This is a genomic window from Rhodanobacter sp. BL-MT-08 (assembly GCF_054161255.1).
On record NZ_CP167872.1, the window covers coordinates 1,698,264 to 1,716,497 of the forward strand.

Genomic DNA, 18,234 nt, shown 5'->3' on the forward strand with positions numbered 1-18,234 from the left:
CGACAGTCGTGCGCAGAGTGCGGCTGTCGATGCTTCCTCTGGGGTTTCATAAGGCAATCGCCCGCGCAGGAGATCGCCACCTTGCTGCGCGGGCGATTGTTGCGGGAGGCGCACGGTATGCGAAAGGCGGGTCGATCGCACGCGCTACCGACAAGCGTTCAAGCCCTGCCTGTGCGTCAGATGGACGCATTCGCGCCCGCACGCGGCGTTCGCCACTACGATCCGTGACATGCCCGCGCCGCCGCTTTTTTCGATCGTCATGCCGACCTACAACCGCGCCGCGCTGCTCGGACGCGCGCTCGCGTCGGTGCTGGGCCAGACGGAGGCGAGTTGGGAGCTGCTGGTAGCGGACGACGGCTCAACCGACGACACCTGGCCGCTGCTGTGCGACTGGCAGGCGAGCGACCGGCGCGTGCGCTGCTGGAAGCACGAAAACGGCGGCCAGTCGGTGGCACGCAATCGCCTGCTGGCCGAGGCCCGCGCACCATGGATCGCCTTTCTCGACAGCGACGACGAGTTTGAACCGTCGCATCTGGCGCGGCGTCGCGCGGCGATTGCATCCGATCCCACGGTCGACATGTGGATTTCGCCAATGCGCGTCGTGGGCGATCCGCTGGTGCCTTGCCGGCACCATCCCGGCCAGATGATCCACGTCGACCGTTGCCTGGGCGTGGGCATGATCGTGGTCAGGCGCGAGGCCATACTGGCGGTCGGCGGTTTCCCCGAGATCCGCTATGCCGAGGATTCAGCGCTGGTGAAGAAACTGGTGGTTGGCGGCGTGCGCAGTCGCAAGCTGCGCGAGCGCTCGTACGTCTATCACCGCGATCATGCCGATACCATCACGCAGAATCGCCTGCGCGCATTCGGCGTGTCCGAAGACCGGATGCCGGCAGAGGCGGGGCATGCGGCGGACGCTTAGACGTCCATAGGCATCTGCCGCTTTGAACGGGTCTGGCCGCCCGCTTCACACATACCGGGGTATCGGCCCTAGCTGCGGGGTCTGGTTGGGCAGATCGACCAGGGTATTGTCGATAAAACACCAGCCCCAGCCCTCGGGCGGATCATAGCCTTCGATGATTGGATGCCCGGTGGCGTGAAAATGCGCGGTGCCATGGCGACCGGGTGACTGATCGCAGCAACCGACATGGCCGCAGGTGCGGCACAGTCGAAGATGGACCCAGGTCGAACCGGTGTGCAGGCATTCCTCGCAGCCCAGCGTCCGCGGCATGACTTCGGCAATGCTGGCGACATGTTTGCAGTAATCACTCATCTATTCGATTCCGGCAGTCGGACAGGAGAGGCGGCAAGCACCTGATGCAGCGCGGCAACGACCTGTGCGCCTTCGCCTACCGCCGCGGCAACGCGCTTGGTCGAGCCGGCACGCACGTCGCCAATGGCAAAGATGCCGGGCACGCTCGTTTCCAGCGCCAGCGGTTCACGTCCGACGGACGACCACAACGGTCCGGTGCCGGGCTGGCCGGTGCAGATGAAGCCCTTCGCATCGACCTCGACGTTGCAGCCATCCAGCCAGGCAGCGTTGGGATCCGCACCGACGAACAAAAAAAGATGCCGCAGCGGGCTGTTCCACTCGGCGCCGCTATCGCTTTGGCGGAAAGTGGCGCCGGTCAAGCCGCTGCTCACATCGCCCTGCAGTGCGATGACTTCGGTGCGCGTATGCAGGGTAACGTTGGGCACCGCGGTGATGCGTTCGATGAGATAACGCGACATCGACGCCTCCAGCGATTCACCGCGTATCACCAGATGAAGGTGTTTGACCCGGGGCGCCAAGAAAACCACCGCCTGTCCCGCCGAATTGCCGGCGCCGACCAGGGCGATCTCTTCGCCTTCGCACAGCTTGGCTTCTACCGGCGAGGCCCAGTACGACACGCCGGCGCCTTCGAACAAGCCCAGATTTTCGATATCAATGCGCCGGTAGCGTGCGCCGGAAGCCACCACGACGCTGCGCGCCCGCATGCCGAGGCCGCTCGCCAGCCGCAGCGTGAACAAGTCGCCGGATTGGCGTTCATCGCCCCCGCATTCCAGTTTGTTCACTGTCACCGGAATGGCGATTTCAGCGCCGAACTTCTGCGCCTGGGTGAACGCACGCGCGGCCAGGGCGTGACCGGAGATACCGGTGGGAAAGCCCAGATAATTTTCGATACGCGCGGAGGCGCCCGCCTGACCGCCGAACGAACGCGTATCAAGCACCAGCACGGACAGGCCTTCGGACGCCGCGTACACCGCGGTCGCCAGACCGGCCGGGCCCGCGCCGACGACGGCGACGTCGTAGACCCGATCGGGGTCGAGTTCGGGCGTCATGCCCAGGCAGGCCGCCAGGTCCACCTCGCTGGGTTGCCTGAGCAGCGAGCCGTTTGGGCAGAGCACGATGGGCAGCTCGTCATCGTGTACGCCGAATCGTTCGACCAGCGCCTGACCTTCACCGCCGTCGGCCACGTCCAGCAACGAATGCGGGTGGCCGTTGCGGGTGAGAAAACCTTGCAGCCGCAACAGCGCCGCCTCGCCGGGGCGCCCGGCAAGCAGGGTGTTGGCCCCTTCGGCGATCAGCGCCGTGCGCCGCAGCAGGAACGCACGCATGATGATTTCGCCAATTTCCGCAGAGCCGACGATCAGGGCGCGCAGCTGATTGGTATCGAAGCGCAATGCTTCGCAGCCGTTCTCACCCGCGCGCGCCTCGGCCAGCGCCGAACGGCCACCGAGCTGGCTCACTTCGCCGGTGATGCCGCCGATCGGCAGCACGGTAATCAGCTGGTCCTCGCCGGTCGCGTGCCCGCGGGTGATGCGCACTTCGCCTGCCGTCACGATAAACACCGGCGCATGCCGCTCGCCCAGCGCGTACAGCGTTTCGCCGGGGGCGAACCGCTGCGGCGGCGCTGCCGCAAACCGTTGCGCCATGGCGACCTGCACGGCACACAGGGTGGGGAACAGCTGATCGTGACGCGTCTCGGCCAGGCGCATGTTTTTTCGTCCGTCCGCTGAGTGTCCGGTCAGTCTCGCCGCCGCGATGCAGGCTGGCAAGCGCGGGCATGGACGCTCGCTCGTCCGCGTCAGCGCGGGGTGCCCCTGACATGAGGCCCGTTGATCAAGGCGATTGCAACAAACGCCATGCGCGAGCCGTTAACGCGTACCATGGAAGAGCAAAACGCGCACGATTCGCGTTTCATGGATGTACTGATGCAGGCTGACGCACACGGTATCAGAGCCATGCTTGCCCGACGGGTGGGTGAGGATGCGGATGCCGCAACGATTGCCGCTGCAGCGTTGTTGATATGGCGCGATGTCGATGTGGCCTTGTCCCCGATCATCGGTCAGCCCGGTGTAGCCGCTTTGTACAAGCGCAGCCTGTATCTGACCCTGGTCGACCATCCGTTTCTGGTGACTGCCTATGAGGGCTCTGTGCGCGCCGGTGATTTTGTTGGTCTGGAGACCGCGTTGTCGCAACAGACACCCACCGAAGCGTTAGCTGCGATTATTTCTCTGCTGATCACTTTCCACGATCTTCTTACCCACCTGATCGGCGGCTCGCTGTTCGAGCGTCTGCTGCGTTCGGTGTGGGACAAGCCATCCAGCGGCGATGCCGCGAAGGACAATGCTTCATGACCAGGGTCAAAGCCATCATCAATCGCCTTGCCACGGGAGTACCCGGACTGGACGAGGTGTTCGGCGGCGGTCTGCCGGAATTTTCCTTCAACCTCATCGCCGGGCCGCCGGGGTCGGGCAAGACCACGCTGGCGCATCAGATGATGTTCGCCCTGGCCACGCCCAAGCGGCCCGCATTGTACTTCACCGTGCTGGGCGAACCACCGCTGAAGATGTTCCGCTATCAGCAGCAGTTCGAGTTTTTCGATACCGAGAAGGTCGGCCAGTCGATTCATTTCATCAACCTGGCGGAAGAAACGTCCACCGGCGACCTTTCCAAGGTCCTGGCACGCGTGATCGCCGAAGTCGAGGCCCATGGCCCCTCGCTGGTATTTGTCGATTCGTTTCGTTCGGTAATTCTTGCCGGCGAAGGCGACAGCAATCCGTTCATCAGTCTGCAGCAGTTCGTCCAGCAGCTGGGCATGCTGATGACGAGTTGGCAGGCCACCACCTTTCTGCTCGGCGAATACTTCAGCGATGACGATCCCAGCCCGGTATTCACGGTGGCCGACGGCTTGATCTGGCTGCGGCAGAGCGTGCAGAGCAATTCGATGGTACGCAAGATGGAGATCATGAAGATGCGCGGGCAGCCGTCGCTTCCGGGTCTGCACACGTTTCGCATCGGCGACAGCGGCATCCAGGTATTCGCTCCACCGGCATTGGCGCCGTTGACCGACTGGCAGCCCGCCCTGGATGCCGACAAACGCATGAAGATGGGTGTGCCCAAGCTGGACGCCATGATGGGCGGCGGCCTTCCGCGCGGCTATTCGCTGCTGGTTGCCGGGCCATCGGGTTCGGGCAAGAGCATTCTGGCATCGGCTTTTCTGGCCGAAGGTGCCCGGGCTGGCGAAACCGGCGTCATCGCCGCGTTCGAACAGCGTCCCAAGCAGTCGCGCGGTCCGGTACTTGCCGAGTTGATTGAACGCGATCGCGTCGCTGTCGTCGATACCCGTTCGCTCGCCCTGTCCGTTGACGAAATCACCATGCTGCTGATCGCGGAGATCCGGCGGCTCAAGGCCAGCCGTGTGGTGATCGATTCGCTGTCCGGTTTCGAGCTGGCGCTGGCGCCGACCTTCCGCGAGGATTTTAGAGAGTCGCTATCGCGCCTGGTTTCGGCGCTTACCGATATCGGCGTCACCGTATTGATGACCTCCGAGCTGGAGGATCGCTACAGCGAGTTGCGCTTCAGCCCCTACGGCACGGCGTTTCTCACCGACGCCATCATCGTGCAGCGGTATATCGAGGTGGAGGGCCGACTCAAGCGCGTGATGGCGGTGGTGAAGATCCGCGCCAGCGCCCACTCGAACGCGCTGCATCTGTTCCATATCGACGATGACGGCATCAAGATCGACGAGATGCTGGCCGGCTACGAGGGCTTGCTGGGCGGGCGGCCCACCCGCAGCGGCGGCGGCATGAATGGACCGGCGAGCCGAGCCGACGATGGATAAGTACCGCATCATGCCGTCGACGCCGTGACCGACCGGACCGATCCGCTCACCGTTGCCGAGGCCACGCAGTCACTGGCGTTGCTCAACGGACAGGCGGACGACCTGCGAGCGGATCTGGTGAGGTTGCGGCAGCAGCTGGAGGACGTGCGGCTGGAGGTGAGCAGCAATCGCGTCACACAAATGCTTGAAGCCAACGGACGACTGGTGCTGGCGGTGCTGAGCGCCGAATCGATTGCGGAAACCGCGGTAGCCAATCTCAGCGAGCTGACTTATTCCAGCCAGCGCGATGCGCTGACGCATACCGCCAATCGTGCACTGATGTTCGACCGCCTGACCCTGGCGATGACCACGGCAAGCCAGCAGAACAGCCGTCTTGCTTTGCTCTTTCTCGATCTGGATCACTTCAGGACGATCAACAACACGCTCGGCCATGCCGGTGGCGATGCCGTGCTGCAAGTCGTGGCCAGCAGGCTGGAGTCGGTGCTGCAGGACGGCGACACGGTCAGCCGGCACGGCGGCGACGAGTTCCTCGTGCTGCTCACGCACGTGGCGCAGGCGTCTGACGCTGCGCGTATCGCCGAGATGCTGCTGGCGGCGATTGCCTTGCCCAGCTCGGTCGGCGAAGTGCGGCTGCAGCTTTCCGCGAGCATCGGCATTGCCATGTATCCGGAAGACGGACTGGATATGGCCACGCTGATCGATCGTGCCGACGTCGCCATGTATCAGTCCAAGCGCAGGGCGCCGGGCGGTTATGCGTTCCACAGCGACGTGCCGCCGAACGAGCCGGGTTCGCGTTCGACCCTGATCCCGCTGATGCCGCTGGTCCATCACGCATGGCTGCCGTTGGACGAGGAAAATCGGCTCGCCGATCTGCGCGAGGCCAACGAGCGCCTGGTGATGGCAGCGCTCACCGCGCAGGAGCTGGAAGCGCATGCGCGCGAGGCGCATCGTCAGCAGATCAAGTTCATGGCGATGGTGGCGCACGAGCTGCGCAATCCGCTCACGCCGATCCGGCTGGCGGCCAGCCTGCTGATCGATCGGCAGACCAATGACGAGCTGTCGCTGTCGCGCCTCCAGCTGATCATCGACGACCAGGTGACGCACATGTCACGACTTATCGGCGATCTTCTCGACGGCTCGCGTATCAGCACGGGCAAACTGCGGCTGGAGCGCAGCGACGTGGACATGATCGACGTACTGCGGCTGGCGATCGAAGCGAGCCGTCCGGCGATGGAGTCGCGCGGGCAGCGCATGACGGTCGATCTGCCGTCCCCACCGCTGAATTTTCACGGCGATCGCGTGCGGCTGACGCAGGTATTCAACAATCTGCTGGATAACGCCTCGAAATACACGCAGGAAGGTGGCGAGGTCTCCCTGGCGCTGGTGGTGCGCGAGCGCTCGATGGTTATCATCGTGTCCGATAACGGCATCGGCATTTCGTCCGAGGCGTTGCCGCATGTCTTCGATCTGTTCGTGCAGGATGCACGCGCGCTCGATCATTCCAGCGGCGGACTGGGTATCGGGCTTGCCGTGGTTCGGGAGCTGGCCGAGGCACATCAGGGCACGGTAACGGGAAACAGCGCCGGGCGAAATCTGGGTAGCGAATTCATCGTGACGCTGCCGATGGACCACCGACCGACGGCTACATCAAAAATCTGAGACGGTCGTTCGCGGGCCGATTTTTTCGGCGGATAGAAAATTTCCGCGGCGAGAGCCCCGCGCCGAAGCATATTTTTATGCCTCGCTTACTTTCCAATCACGGGATGGCTCTACATCGTGCTCTGATGAGCGCATGCCGCGTTCTCCACGGGCAACCAGCGCATGCCGTTTCGAAAGGATGATCCGCAGGGCATTGGCATCATGCTCGAAAAATGCATGGGCGAAGACGCGGACGCGGCAACGATAGCCACTTTTGCCGTATCGCTATGGCCCGAGATCGAGGCCGCACTCGCACCGATCTTTGAAGAAAGCGGTGTTGCCGCGATCTACCGGAGAACTCTGGATTTGACGGCCGGGCTGCATCCCAGTCTTGCTGGTGCCCACGAGTGCGCACGGAGCACGGGCAAGTTTGCCGGCCTCGCAGCAGCACTGATCGAGCACGAGCCCGAATATGGCAGGGCCATCCTGGCTTCTCTTCTTGACACTTTCCACGGTCTGCTGACCGGAATATTCGGCGGAACGATGTTGGACAGGCTGCTTCGATCGATTTGAGACGGCCAGTCCGACAGCAACGGGCAAGTCGCGCTCGCCGATCGCGGCCGGCAGGCGTGCTGACGATTCTTCGATTCCTCGCTACGGCCTGAGCCGATCAGCCTGCAAAAGACTTGCAGGCTGATCGCCTCAGGCGGTCACCGCCGGACGAGAGATCACCTGCGCCGCGAAACGCTCCATCTCTTCCAGCTGCGGGCTCATCTGCAGCAGCAGCAGATCCAGGCCGACCGCGGAGAATTCCTCGATGCGCGCCCGCACCTGCTCGGGTGTGCCGACCAGGCCGGGACGCAGGCCGCGATTGGAGACCGAGTATTCCTTGATTTTCATCTCGCGCTCCAGCTGGGTACCGGAAAGCCACTGCTCGAAATTGGCGAAGCCCGCGGCTTCCGGGTCCAGCGTGGTGATGCGCTCGACTTCGGCCAGCGCCTCGGCCTCGGTATCGCGCACGATGGCGTAGGCCGCCATGCCGTAGATCATCGGCGGCAGGCCTTCTTTCTCGCGGCGTGCGCGCATGTCGGCGATCTTTTCGGCGATGAAGGCCGGCTCGTCGCCGTGCATGACGTAGGCGTCGCAGCGCCGGGCGATCATCGTCTTGGCCGCTTCGGACTCGCCGCCGGCGTAGATGGTCGGACGCGGCGAGGAGATCGGCTTGGGCTCGCAGATCGCGTCCTTCAGCTGGTAGCGCTCGCCGCTGAAATTGAACGGTGTCTGCGTCCACAGGCCGTCGACCACCTGCAGCCACTCGTTGGTGCGGCCGTAGCGGTCATCGTGCTGATCGAACTGCAGGCCGTACTGCGTGGCCTCGTCGGCCCACCAGGACGACACCACGTTGAGCGCGAGGCGCCCGCCGGAGATGCGGTCGATGTTCGCGGCCTGCTTGGCGAACAGCGCGGGCTGATGAAAATTCGGCCGCACCGCCACCATGATCTCCAGCTTCTTCGTCACCGCGGCCAGCGCAGCGGCGCTGGACCAGGCGTCGAGCGCCGGTTCGTTGACGCCCTTGATGTCGTTGAGGTTGAGCTCGGCGACCAGGGTCAGGTCATAGCCGATCTGCTCGGCGCGAATGCACAGCTTGCTGAGATAGTCCCAGCTTGCTTCCATATTTTCATCGCGGATATTGCGCAGCCAGCCGCCGAATACCGGGGCCCAGAATCCGTACTTCATGCTGCCTTCTCCCGCTTGGACGCGATCACGTTGATCAGATAGTCGACCAGCTTTTCGTGCGGGTCCCAGCCCAGCACGTTGAGCGGATCGGCCACGAAATTGGATAGCCCGTTGATGTCGTAGAAGCGGCGCGCGCCGTCGCGTTCGTCGATCATGTATTCGATGCCGCCGATGTCCAGCCCCGACGCGCGTGCAATCGCCTCGGCCGCCTTGATCGCCTGCGCATCGGGCTTGAATTCCTGCACGGTGACGGTGGGTTTGTCGATCATGCAGACGTCGGCGGGGCACAGGTCGAACGTGCCGCCGTCGGTGTTGAGCGAGATGGCGTAAAGAAACTTGCCGTCCAGCGTTTCCATGCGAACCATGTGTTTGTCTTTCGCCGGCACGTATTCCTGCACCAGCAGCACGCTGTCGATGCCCTTGGGCGTGCTGTCATCGGCCACGGCCTGCTTCAGTTCGTCGACGCTGTCGTAGCGAGACACGCCGGCGCCCGAGCCGCCGATGTTCACCTTCACGATGACCGGAAAGCGCAGGCCCTGCGTTGCCGCGACGATATCGGCCTGGCGATGCACCACGCGCGTGGCGGGAATATCCAGCCCCAGCGACTGGATCACCGACAGCTGGCGCGCCTTGTTCGCATCGATGGCCAGCGCCTTGCTGCCGTTGATCACGTGCGCGCCGTTCAACTCCCAGTGCGCGTACAGCGCTTGCGCATAAAAGATCGGGTGTTCGTCCTGGCGCAGAAACGAACTCATCGCCAGCCGGCTGAACACCACCGGTGCTGGCGCGTGCTTGTCTGCCAGATCGAAGTAGTGATTTTCAAATGGAAAGGTTTGATAGTCGACGCCGCGGCGATCCAGCACAGCGAACAGTGGCTTGAACCACTCGGGGTGCTCGTAAACGATCGCCAGTGCGGGCTGATTGGACATGAGAAGTGGTTTCTTGGAATAAGCGGACGCCCATGGTCGACACGAGCGATACGGATTGTCAACTGACAGCGATATTTGGACGGCCATTTGCCGCGGCATGCGGTGTTTCGTCAGACAGAATAAAAGTTGTGCAACGGCGCGGTCAGTCGGTGCGCAGCCTCTTCGAGACGGCTTCGGCGATCGCCGCGCCGCTCTGGTATGCGCACTCCACACTCGCGCCAAGGCACCAGTCGCCGCCGGCGAACAGGCTGCGATCATTATTGGCGAGAAAAGGCCGGCCAAGCGCCTGCGTAGTCATCGCGTAACGCCAGCGGTGTGCCTGGACGAAGATGGTGTCTGGCAATGCCTGACCAACGGCGCGAGCCAGCTCCTGCTGCATTGCGCTTGCTGCCTGCTCGGGCGTCAGTTCCAGATGCTCCGCGCTCCACTCGGCGCCCGCATGCACAACCCAGGCGTGCGCATTTCCGCCATGTGCTGGCCGCGACGCCTGCCGTGCCAGCCACGAGATGGCGCCCTCATCGAAGCGGCGCGCGTCGACGTCCACATCGAGCGGTTTGGCGAACGCGATCATCAAAGTCCAGCACGGCGCCATGCTTACCGCATCGAGCGCTTCTTGCATGGTCGGGTCGACCTCGACAAGCGCGTGCGTTTGCACGGGCGGCGCGGTGCTGATCACCACATCGTAGGGTTCGGAGAGTGCGCCGTCGGCGCTGCGCAGCCGCCAGCTGTCCCCGCTTCGTTCCAGCGCGCTGACTGTCGTGCTGAGGCGGATGTCGAGATCCTGCGCCAGCGGTTTCAGCAGCGCGCTCATGCCGGGCGTACCGACAAACCACGGGTGATGCGCCGCGTCGGTGCCCAGGCGCGGCTGCCATTGCGCCGCAGCGCCGTCGTGTCGAAGCCTGTCGATGAAAGCGCTGAAGTCGGCCGAGCGCGTGGTGATGTACTGCGCGCCGTGGTCGAAGCGTTCGCCGCCATCGGTGCGTCGGGTAGCGAGACGGCCGCCGATGCCGCGGCTCTTATCGAATAGCGTGACGGCGAAATCGCGCTGCTGCAGCGCGTGTGCGCAGCTGATGCCGGCCATGCCGGCTCCGATGACGGCGATGCGCGGCGAGTGGGTTTTACGATCGTGCGGCATGCGTTGAACCTTGATGCGAATACCGGATGGTCGCATGCGCGACGTGCCGGTTTCGTCACGCGGCCGGCCTGCGACAACAGCGCACGTTGCAACTACTGCCGCACCTGCAGCCTCAGCCCGCGCGGGGTCAGCCAGCGCTCGATGCCCTCGAACACGCCTTGCGCCAGCAGCGCCAGAATCGCCGCAGGAATCGCCCCCTCGAGAATAAGGCTGATGTTGTCCAGCCGGATACCGGTGAGTATCGGCTGGCCGTAGCCGCCGGCGCCGATCAGCGCGGCCAGCGTAGCGGTGCCCACGTTGATCACCGCCGCCGTCTTGATGCCAGCGAGGATCGAACGGGTTGCCAGGGGTAATTCGATCCGGCGCAGCCGCACGCCGCGTGGCAGGCCCATGGCCGCGGCCGATTCGCGCAGTTCCGGCGCAATGCCGACCAGCCCCGCGTGCGTGTTGCGCACGATCGGCAGCAGGCTGTAAAGGAACAGCGCGCCGATGGCCGGCCACGTGCCGATGCCGAAAACGGGAATCATGAAGACGAACATCGCCAGCGACGGCACCGTCTGCAGAATGCCGGTCAGCCCGATCACCACCTGGCCCAATCGCTTCAGCCGCGCCGCCAGAACGCCCAGCGGGATCGCCAGCAGCACGGCCAGCCCAAGCGACAGCGCCACCAGCTTGATGTGTTCGATAGTCGTCTGCAGCAGTCGTGCGACAAGGCCCTTGTCGGCGCTGGTATCGGCGCGGATGCCGAGAAACGCCGCGACGACGACGTCTTCTTTCATGCCCTGCAGCTTCACCTTGGCGTTCATCTGCCGCATGGTGTTTTCGTCGATGCGGCCGGCGAGTTTTTGCAGCGCCCTGACGAAGCGCGGTGCGCTTTGCACAAGCGCCAGCCGATACAGGTACACCGCCTCGTAGCGAGGGAAATAATGCCGATCGTCGTCCAGCGTCCGCAGATGGTAGTAGGGGATCTCTGCGTCCGTGCTGTAGAGGTCGATCGCATCGACCGCGCCGCTGGCGACCGCGCGATACGACAGCGCGTGGTCGAGTCCGCGCACCTGTGTCTGCGGCAATCCGTAGCGTTGGCGAATGCCGGGCCAGCCGTCCGCGCGGTCGATGAACTCATTGGAAAAGCCGAAGCGCAGCTCGGGATGCGCGGCCAGATCGGACAGGCGGCTTATATGCAGTTGAGCCGCCTTGTTCGCCAGCATGCCCACTGCGTAGGTGTTGTTGAAGCCCAGCGAATCGGTGATGCCGATACCCAGCGGCTGCAGTCGCGCCCGCAGGGTGGGGATGTCGGCGTCGGGTGCCACGTTTTTCAGCAGCTCGTGCGTGATGGTGCCGGTGTATTCGGAATAGACTTCGATGTCGCCCTGCTGCAGGGCCTTCCACAGCACGCTGGTGCCACCCAGCTCGCGCTGATGCACGGCATCGACACCGGCCTGCTGCGCGGTGGCCCTGGCCAGTTCGCCCAGGATGACCGATTCGGTAAACACCTTCGAGCCGATGCGCACCGGCGTCGCGTGCGCGAACATTGGCACGAGCAGCAGCGCCAGCAGCATCAGGCACCAACGTATGGTGCGACTCACGAACGCACCTCGGGCAGGCGACGCTGCGCTTCGACAAAGCGGGTGACGAAGGGATCGGCGGGGCGTTCCAGCAGATCCTGCAGCGTGCCGTCCTGCACGACGGCGCCGTCGCGCATCAGCACCAGCCGCTCGGCGAACCATGCCGCTTCGGCCAGATCGTGGGTGACGATGATCACCGTCTTGCCGAGCTGCGCGAAGATGCGCTTGAGCTCGTCCTGCAGCTCGTGCCGCACGATGGGATCGAGCGCGCCCAGCGGTTCGTCCAGCAGCAGCGCATCGGGATCGGCCATCAGCGCGCGCATCAGCGCCACGCGCTGGCGCTGTCCGCCGGAAAGTTCGGCGGGATAGCGTTCGAGCACATCGAGCGGCAGGTGCGTGAGCGCCGCGAGCTCTTGCGCGCGCTGCTGTACTTTTGGCGTGCTCCATCCGAGATAGCGCGGCAGCAGGGTCAGATTGCCGGACACGGTGAGGTGCGGGAACAGTCCGCCTTCCTGGATTACGTATCCAACGCGCCGCCGCAGTTCGAGCACCTTGGACGGATCGAGCGGCTGGCCGTCGACGCGAACCGTGCCCTCGTCCGGATAATCCAGCCCCAGCAGCAGCCGAAGCACGGTCGACTTGCCCGAGCCGCTGCTGCCGATCAGGGCAGTGGTGCTGCCCGCGGCGAAATCGATATCGACGTGATGGAGCGCGACCACCGCGCCGTAGCGCTTGCTGGCGCGCTCCAGCGCGAAGCCGAAGCGACGCGCTTCAGCGACGGCCATGGGCAGACTCGCAAAGCGTTGGAGCAACCTTGCAAGCGGCGCGTCGGCTCATGCCTCGTCCGACGCGGGTGGTTCCGATGCCGAGGGGGGTGGCATCGCCTTGAACCGCGCCACGAAATCGGCCGCCGGCTCCGGGCGTCCAAGGTGATAACCCTGGCCGTAGTCGCAGCCCATCTCGGCCAGCAGATCCTGCGTGGCCTGATCTTCCACGCCCTCGGCGACTACGGTCAGATCCATGTGGTGGGACATGTTGACGATGGCGCGCACCAGTTTGGCCGTCTGCACATCGTCGCGCATGTCGGCGATCAGCGACTGGTCGATCTTCAGCTCGGTCGCGGGGAATTTGCGCAGATAGGCGATCGAGGCGTAGCCGGTGCCAAAATCGTCGATGGCAATGCCGACGCCGCGATCGCGCAGGCGCGCGAGCACCCGCAGGCTCAACTCCAGATCGTTGACCAGCGCCGTTTCGGTCACCTCGGCGATGACGCTGGTCGGCGCCACGCCCCAGATGTCCAGCGCGTCCATCAGCTGCTCGACGATGCCGGGCTTGGAAAACACCCGCGGCGAAAAGTTGATCGCAAAAGTCAGCCCGTGCGCGCCGCGCAGCGGCGCCGCGTGGCGCAAGGTGGCGTTGATGCTCCAGCGGGTCAGCGCCGAAATCAGGTCGCTCTGCTCGGCAAACGGCACGAAGTTGGCCGGCGACACCTCGCCGTGCTGCTCGCTGGTCCAGCGTGCCAGCGATTCGACGCCGGCCACGCGCAGGCGCTGAAGATCCCAAATGGGCTGAAAATACGCGCGCAGGCGATTGGTGTCGATCGCATCGCGCAGCTCTTCGTGGACGATCTCGACCTGCTTGTCCTGCGCCTGGTAGAACGCGTACTGATCGCCGCGGCGCAGCGCGTCGTCGAGCGCCATCTCCGCATGACGGCACAGGGCATCGGCGTCGTCACCATCCTGGGGATAGAGCGCAATGCCCATCAGGGCGTGGCCGTGCCACGGCGTGGTGCCGGCATTCATCGGCAGCTCGAAGGCGCGGATCAGTCGCGTCGCGGCGAGCAGGGTGTGGTTTTGATGACGCATGCCCGGCAGAATCAGCGCGAAGCTGTCGTCGCCGGCGCGAAACACCTGATCCATCGGGCGCACGGACTGCTCGATCAGCACGCGAGCGCGGTCCTCTGCCAGCTCACCCTGGACGTAGCCGAGGCGCAGCGCGATGTCGCGAAGTCCGCGCACCCGCACCATGACCACGGCGAAGCTGCCGGCTTCGGCCGCAGCCACTTCCACCTGCGTCTCGATCGCTGCAAAGAGGGGTTCCCGATTCATCATCGCTCGGGAATCCTCATCAGTGCAGAAACAGCTCGGCGGCGTTGATGCCGTAGTCGCCGGAGGTGAGGCTGCGAACGATGTCGATGACGCGCGTGACGGTGCTGGTGACCTTTTTCTTGTCCTTGGGAGACCTCACCGGGTCGCCCTGATTCATCAGGTCGAGCTGGCGAAAATCGTTCAATGGCTGCTTGTCCGCGTCGGTGAGAATCACCACCTTCGGGCGCAAACGGCGAACCTGGTTCTGCGCCATCACGACGGCAACCTCGCCCGTACTCAACTCGACCAGCGAGCCAGTGGGGTATACGCCCAGGCACACCTGGAACTGCTCGACCAGTTCGGTCTGAAACAAGGTGTCGCGTCCGGCATAGATCTGGCGCAGCGCCTGATGGCGGGAAATGGCGGCGCGGTAGGGGCGCGGGCTGATCATCGCGTCGTAGGCGTCGATGATCGCCAGCATGCGCCCGGTGATTGGGATGGCGTCGCCGATCAGACCATCCGGATAGCCGCTACCGTCGACGCGTTCGTGATGCGTACGCACGATGTCGAGCACGTCCTGATCGCTGATGCCTGAGTCCTCGACGATTTTCATGCCGCGCGCGACGTGCGACTGCAGTTTTTTCCATTTTGCCGGGGTCAGCTTGCCGGTGCCCTGCAGTAGGGACTGCGGCAATTGGGTCTTGCCGATATCCATCAGCAGGCCACCGGCGGCCAGGCTGATGATGGTGTCTTCGGCAAAACCCATGTGCCGGCCGAACGCGGCAGCCAGCGCGCTGCAGCCAATGGAGTGACTGTAGGAATAGCTGTCGTGACCTTTCAGGCCCTCGATCCAGAAAAACGCATCGGCGCTGCGCAGCACGCTGGCGACCAGAGGTCGCACGGCGTTTTCCACGTGTTCCACCGACAATTCGCGGCCGCTGGTGACGTCTTCGAAAATGCGGTCGACCATGGCGGTGGCGTTGTTGAACGCCTCGCGGGCACGAGGTGCTTCCTCGTCGACCGCTGCCTTGTTTTCGTACTTGATCGAGCCATCAAAGCGCGACTCGTCGAGGCGCGTGCGGGTCAGTGCAGTGGGCCGGTCCAGCGAAATCTGCCGGCGCGCGTCGATAAAGACGTATTCGCACAGTTCACGAATGGTGCCGAGGTCCTCCTCGGTCAACAATTCCACCCCCTGCAACGGGTAAGACGTTTCTTCCCAGGGCCGGTCCAGCCGGCACACGAACATGCCAATTTCCAAATCGGCTACGTCCATGCGCCGCTCTTCAATCTCAGAGGCCACGCGTTGCACCATCCACATCAAGTCTGCTGCGCGTATTAAAGCGTATTTCGTCGACCTATGGAGTGAAAACGGCAGCGCGCACGCGATGTGTGCCGTCGATGCGGCTGTGATGGGCAAGGTCCGCGTGGTGGAACCGATGAGATGCTCAGCCGCGGGCTATGCTCAGGGAGCGTTCGGCGCGGTTCTTCAATAGCAACGTCAGTGCTATCGCCAGCATGGCGGCCAGCGCGGCGAAACCGTACACGCTGCTAAAGCCCATGCCCGACGCGATCCATCCGCCGAGCGGCCCGACCGCGACCATGGCGACATCCAGAAAGCCGGAAAACACGCCGATGGCGGCGCCGCGACTGTTTTCCGGCACGCGGTTGACGGCTTCCACCCCGAGGGCCGGAAATACCAGCGAAAACCCCATGCCCGCCACCGCCGCGCCCGCGGCTGCCAGGCGCATGTCGCTGGCCAGCCAGAGTGTGGCCAGGCCGATCGCCTCGACGGCGAACGACGCCATCGCCACGCGATAGCCGCCGACGCGGTTGATCATCTTGCCGAACACGAAGCGCGTGCCGACGAACATCACGCCGAAGATGCTCAGCGTCAGGGCAGCGCCGGTCCAGCCGTGCGCGACGTAGAGCAGGGTGATGAAGGTGGCGATGCAGCCGAAGCCGAGCGAGCCCAGCGCCAGGCCAATGCCGTGCGGCACCACGCGCGCGGCCACGCTGCGAATCGACGAGCGTTCGCCAACGGCCACGGCGGTGGCCCGCTTGCGTCGGGCCAGTGGAAAGGCGATCACCATCATGATCAGCGACACGGCACCGATGGCGGCGAAGCCGAAGCTGTGCGCGATCAGCACGCCGAGCGGGGCGCCGGCTGCGATGGCGCCGTAAGTCGCCACGCCGTTCCAGGAGATGATCCGCGCCGTATGCTGGTGCCCGACCTGGCCCATGCCCCAGGCGATGGCGCCGGTACCGACGCAGCTTTCGGCGCAGCCCAGGGCCAGTCTGGCGATGAGAATCAGGCCCAGGCTCAACGCGGGGATGGCCGCCGCCAGCGCGCCGAGCATCAGCAGCAGTCCACTGATACCGCACATCACCAGACCCGTCAGCACTGCCCGTTTCGGTCCCAGGGTGTCGGCCATGTGCCCCGCGCGGGCGCGGCTGGCCAACGTGGCCACGTACTGCATGCTGATCGACAGCCCCGCCACCACCGCGCCAAAACCCAGCGTGCTGTGCACGAAGCCGGGCAGCACCGCCAGCGACAGGCCGATCGTGAGATAGGTGAAGAAGGTAAATGCCACCGTGCTGAGGATCGGACCGATCACGCGGAAGCGGCGTGGCTCGGCGCTCGCATGGCAAACGGCGGTGGCGTAAGAGGCGTCTGGCATGGGGCACGGGCAAGTAATGGGCCTGCGCTTGGCAGGAGCGTGAAGTTTAACCGTTAATGACGCAATGCAACATGAAAGAAAAGTCATCCATGCCCGCGGCCCTTGCTTCCCGCAGCGGGCGAACGCATGGTGATATGACGGAGAAGGAATGGTGCGCTTGCCTGTGCCACGCCAGCAAGTTTTGCTCTCCCGTTCCCCGTTCCCCGTTCCCCGTTCCCCGTTCCCCGTTCCCCGTTCCCCCAGCAAAAAGGATTCCCCATGGACTATAGACAACTTGGCCGTTCCGGTTTTCGCGTGCCGGCGCTCAGCTTCGGCACCGGCACGTTCGGCGGCAAGGGCGAGTTTTTCCAGGCCTGGGGCAATACCCAGGTCGAGGACGCCAGGCGGCTGATCGACATCTGCCTCGAAGCGGGCGTCACGCTGTTCGACAGCGCCGACATCTACTCCGGCGGCGCGTCGGAAGAAGTGCTCGGCGCCGCGCTGAAGGGGCGCCGCCACGAGGCGCTGATCTCGACCAAGGCCACGTTCCGTTCCGGCGACGGCCCCAACGACGTCGGCTCCTCGCGCTTTCATCTGATCGAAGCGGTAGACGCCGCGCTGCGCCGGCTGCAGACGGACCACATCGACCTGTTTCAGCTGCACGGTTTCGATGCGATGACGCCGGTGGAAGAGACGCTGTCCGCGCTGGACGATCTGATCCGGGCGGGCAAGATCCGCTATATCGGCTGCTCCAACTTCTCCGGCTGGCATCTGATGAAGTCCCTCGCTGCGGCCGATCGCCACAACCTGCCGCGCTATATCGCCCATCAGGCCTACTACTCGCTGATCGGTCGCGACTACGAGTGGGAGCTGATGCCGTTGGGCGTGGACCAGGGCGTCGGTGCGGTGGTGTGGAGTCCGCTCGGCTGGGGCCGGCTCACCGGCAAGATCCGCCGCGGCGAGCCGCTGCCGGCCAACAGCCGCCTGCACAAGACCAGCGAGGCCGGCCCGCCGGTCGACGATGCGTATCTCTACAAGGTGGTCGATGCACTCGACGTCGTGGCGAAGGAAACCGGCAAGACGGTACCCCAGGTGGCGCTGAACTGGCTGCTGCAGCGTCCGACCGTGGCTACGGTGGTGATTGGCGCCCGCGACGAGGCCCAGCTGCGGCAGAATCTGGGTGCGGTCGGCTGGAATCTCACTGCCGAGCAGGTTGCCACGCTCGATGCCGCGAGCAGGCCGGTCAAGGCGTACCCGTATTGGCATCAGGCTCAGTTCGGTGAGCGCAACCCGTCGCCCGTTGCCGAATAGTCCGGACGGCTAGACGTCTATTCAGCAAGGCGTGGTATCGCTGCCGCGCCTTGCTGTTCGGTCCACTCTT

General features: G+C 64.4%; 16 protein-coding genes. 6 read left to right on the top strand and 10 right to left on the bottom strand.

Annotation, left to right across the window (positions count from 1 at the left end; all coding sequences use genetic code 11):
- The first annotated feature begins 229 nt into the window (after nt 1-229).
- Nucleotides 230-919, top strand: coding sequence for a glycosyltransferase family 2 protein (locus ACDK93_RS07395; protein WP_458071960.1), 690 nt, complete (start codon nt 230-232; stop codon nt 917-919).
- Between the two features lie 45 nt (nt 920-964).
- Here the strand turns inward: ACDK93_RS07395 and ACDK93_RS07400 are convergent, their stop codons facing one another.
- Nucleotides 965-1,270, bottom strand: coding sequence for a UBP-type zinc finger domain-containing protein (locus ACDK93_RS07400; protein WP_458071961.1), 306 nt, complete (start codon nt 1,268-1,270; stop codon nt 965-967).
- Nucleotides 1,267-2,976, bottom strand: a complete 1,710-nt coding sequence (locus ACDK93_RS07405) for an FAD-dependent oxidoreductase (protein ID WP_458071962.1) — start codon at nt 2,974-2,976, stop codon at nt 1,267-1,269. The genes ACDK93_RS07400 and ACDK93_RS07405 overlap by 4 nt, the downstream gene beginning before the upstream one ends.
- A gap of 120 nt (nt 2,977-3,096) precedes the next feature.
- Here ACDK93_RS07405 and ACDK93_RS07410 point away from each other — a divergent pair, with 120 nt between their 5' ends.
- The 4 genes from ACDK93_RS07410 (at nt 3,097) to ACDK93_RS07425 (ending at nt 7,316) form a co-directional block, all read left to right on the top strand.
- Nucleotides 3,097-3,618, top strand: coding sequence for a hypothetical protein (locus tag ACDK93_RS07410; RefSeq protein ID WP_458071963.1), 522 nt, complete (start codon nt 3,097-3,099; stop codon nt 3,616-3,618).
- Nucleotides 3,615-5,105 (top strand): RAD55 family ATPase, encoded by a 1,491-nt coding sequence (locus ACDK93_RS07415; protein ID WP_458071964.1) that lies wholly within the window; start codon nt 3,615-3,617, stop codon nt 5,103-5,105. Before ACDK93_RS07410 ends, ACDK93_RS07415 begins: the two co-directional genes overlap by 4 nt.
- 24 nt (nt 5,106-5,129) lie before the next feature.
- Nucleotides 5,130-6,764, top strand: a complete 1,635-nt coding sequence (locus ACDK93_RS07420; RefSeq protein ID WP_458071965.1) for a diguanylate cyclase domain-containing protein — start codon at nt 5,130-5,132, stop codon at nt 6,762-6,764.
- A 162-nt stretch (nt 6,765-6,926) separates the two neighbouring features.
- Entirely contained in the window at nt 6,927-7,316 is a 390-nt protein-coding gene (locus tag ACDK93_RS07425; protein WP_458071966.1) for a hypothetical protein, read from the top strand.
- Between the two features lie 129 nt (nt 7,317-7,445).
- Here ACDK93_RS07425 and ACDK93_RS07430 read toward each other — a convergent pair whose 3' ends face one another.
- The 8 genes from ACDK93_RS07430 to ACDK93_RS07465 all read right to left on the bottom strand — a co-directional run bounded on the left by ACDK93_RS07430 (nt 7,446) and on the right by ACDK93_RS07465 (nt 16,874).
- Entirely contained in the window at nt 7,446-8,480 is a 1,035-nt protein-coding gene (locus tag ACDK93_RS07430) for an LLM class flavin-dependent oxidoreductase (protein WP_458071967.1), read from the bottom strand.
- Nucleotides 8,477-9,409 (bottom strand): ATP-grasp domain-containing protein, encoded by a 933-nt coding sequence (locus tag ACDK93_RS07435; RefSeq protein WP_458071968.1) that lies wholly within the window; start codon nt 9,407-9,409, stop codon nt 8,477-8,479. The genes ACDK93_RS07430 and ACDK93_RS07435 overlap by 4 nt, the downstream gene beginning before the upstream one ends.
- Before the next feature lie 142 nt (nt 9,410-9,551).
- Complete coding sequence (locus ACDK93_RS07440; protein ID WP_458071969.1) at nt 9,552-10,544, bottom strand: NAD(P)/FAD-dependent oxidoreductase; 993 nt, start codon at nt 10,542-10,544, stop codon at nt 9,552-9,554.
- A gap of 92 nt (nt 10,545-10,636) precedes the next feature.
- Nucleotides 10,637-12,103, bottom strand: a complete 1,467-nt coding sequence (locus ACDK93_RS07445; protein ID WP_458072375.1) for an ABC transporter permease/substrate-binding protein — start codon at nt 12,101-12,103, stop codon at nt 10,637-10,639.
- A 23-nt stretch (nt 12,104-12,126) separates the two neighbouring features.
- The gene (locus ACDK93_RS07450) at nt 12,127-12,894 is read right to left on the bottom strand and encodes an ATP-binding cassette domain-containing protein (protein WP_458071970.1); all 768 of its coding nucleotides are present in this window, start codon (nt 12,892-12,894) and stop codon (nt 12,127-12,129) included.
- Between the two features lie 48 nt (nt 12,895-12,942).
- Nucleotides 12,943-14,217 carry a putative bifunctional diguanylate cyclase/phosphodiesterase gene (locus ACDK93_RS07455; protein ID WP_458071971.1) on the bottom strand — a complete coding sequence of 425 codons (1,275 nt, stop codon included), beginning with the start codon at nt 14,215-14,217 and terminating at the stop codon, nt 12,943-12,945.
- 19 nt (nt 14,218-14,236) lie between these two features.
- A complete protein-coding gene (locus tag ACDK93_RS07460) occupies nt 14,237-15,613 on the bottom strand; it encodes an HD-GYP domain-containing protein (protein ID WP_458071972.1) in 1,377 nt (458 codons plus the stop codon).
- Nucleotides 15,614-15,641: 28 nt separating this feature from the next.
- A complete protein-coding gene (locus tag ACDK93_RS07465) occupies nt 15,642-16,874 on the bottom strand; it encodes an MFS transporter (protein ID WP_458071973.1) in 1,233 nt (410 codons plus the stop codon).
- Between the two features lie 258 nt (nt 16,875-17,132).
- On the opposite strand from ACDK93_RS07465, the gene ACDK93_RS07470 reads away from it, so the two are divergent.
- Nucleotides 17,133-18,164: an aldo/keto reductase gene (locus ACDK93_RS07470; protein ID WP_458071974.1), complete on the top strand. Its 1,032-nt coding sequence runs from the start codon at nt 17,133-17,135 to the stop codon at nt 18,162-18,164.
- Nucleotides 18,165-18,234 lie beyond the last annotated feature (70 nt).

Bases quoted from the DNA above. Each gene is read 5' to 3' on its own strand.
- ACDK93_RS07395 (WP_458071960.1), top strand. From the start codon at position 230: ATGCCCGCGCCGCCGCTTTTTTCGATCGTCATGCCGACCTACAACCGC.
- ACDK93_RS07400 (WP_458071961.1), bottom strand. From the start codon at position 1,270: ATGAGTGATTACTGCAAACATGTCGCCAGCATTGCCGAAGTCATGCCG.
- ACDK93_RS07405 (WP_458071962.1), bottom strand. From the start codon at position 2,976: ATGCGCCTGGCCGAGACGCGTCACGATCAGCTGTTCCCCACCCTGTGT.
- ACDK93_RS07415 (WP_458071964.1), top strand. From the start codon at position 3,615: ATGACCAGGGTCAAAGCCATCATCAATCGCCTTGCCACGGGAGTACCC.
- ACDK93_RS07425 (WP_458071966.1), top strand. From the start codon at position 6,927: ATGCCGTTTCGAAAGGATGATCCGCAGGGCATTGGCATCATGCTCGAA.
- ACDK93_RS07430 (WP_458071967.1), bottom strand. From the start codon at position 8,480: ATGAAGTACGGATTCTGGGCCCCGGTATTCGGCGGCTGGCTGCGCAAT.
- ACDK93_RS07435 (WP_458071968.1), bottom strand. From the start codon at position 9,409: ATGTCCAATCAGCCCGCACTGGCGATCGTTTACGAGCACCCCGAGTGG.
- ACDK93_RS07440 (WP_458071969.1), bottom strand. From the start codon at position 10,544: ATGCCGCACGATCGTAAAACCCACTCGCCGCGCATCGCCGTCATCGGA.
- ACDK93_RS07445 (WP_458072375.1), bottom strand. From the start codon at position 12,103: ATGCTGCTGGCGCTGCTGCTCGTGCCAATGTTCGCGCACGCGACGCCG.
- ACDK93_RS07450 (WP_458071970.1), bottom strand. From the start codon at position 12,894: ATGGCCGTCGCTGAAGCGCGTCGCTTCGGCTTCGCGCTGGAGCGCGCC.
- ACDK93_RS07455 (WP_458071971.1), bottom strand. From the start codon at position 14,217: ATGAATCGGGAACCCCTCTTTGCAGCGATCGAGACGCAGGTGGAAGTG.
- ACDK93_RS07465 (WP_458071973.1), bottom strand. From the start codon at position 16,874: ATGCCAGACGCCTCTTACGCCACCGCCGTTTGCCATGCGAGCGCCGAG.
- ACDK93_RS07470 (WP_458071974.1), top strand. From the start codon at position 17,133: ATGGACTATAGACAACTTGGCCGTTCCGGTTTTCGCGTGCCGGCGCTC.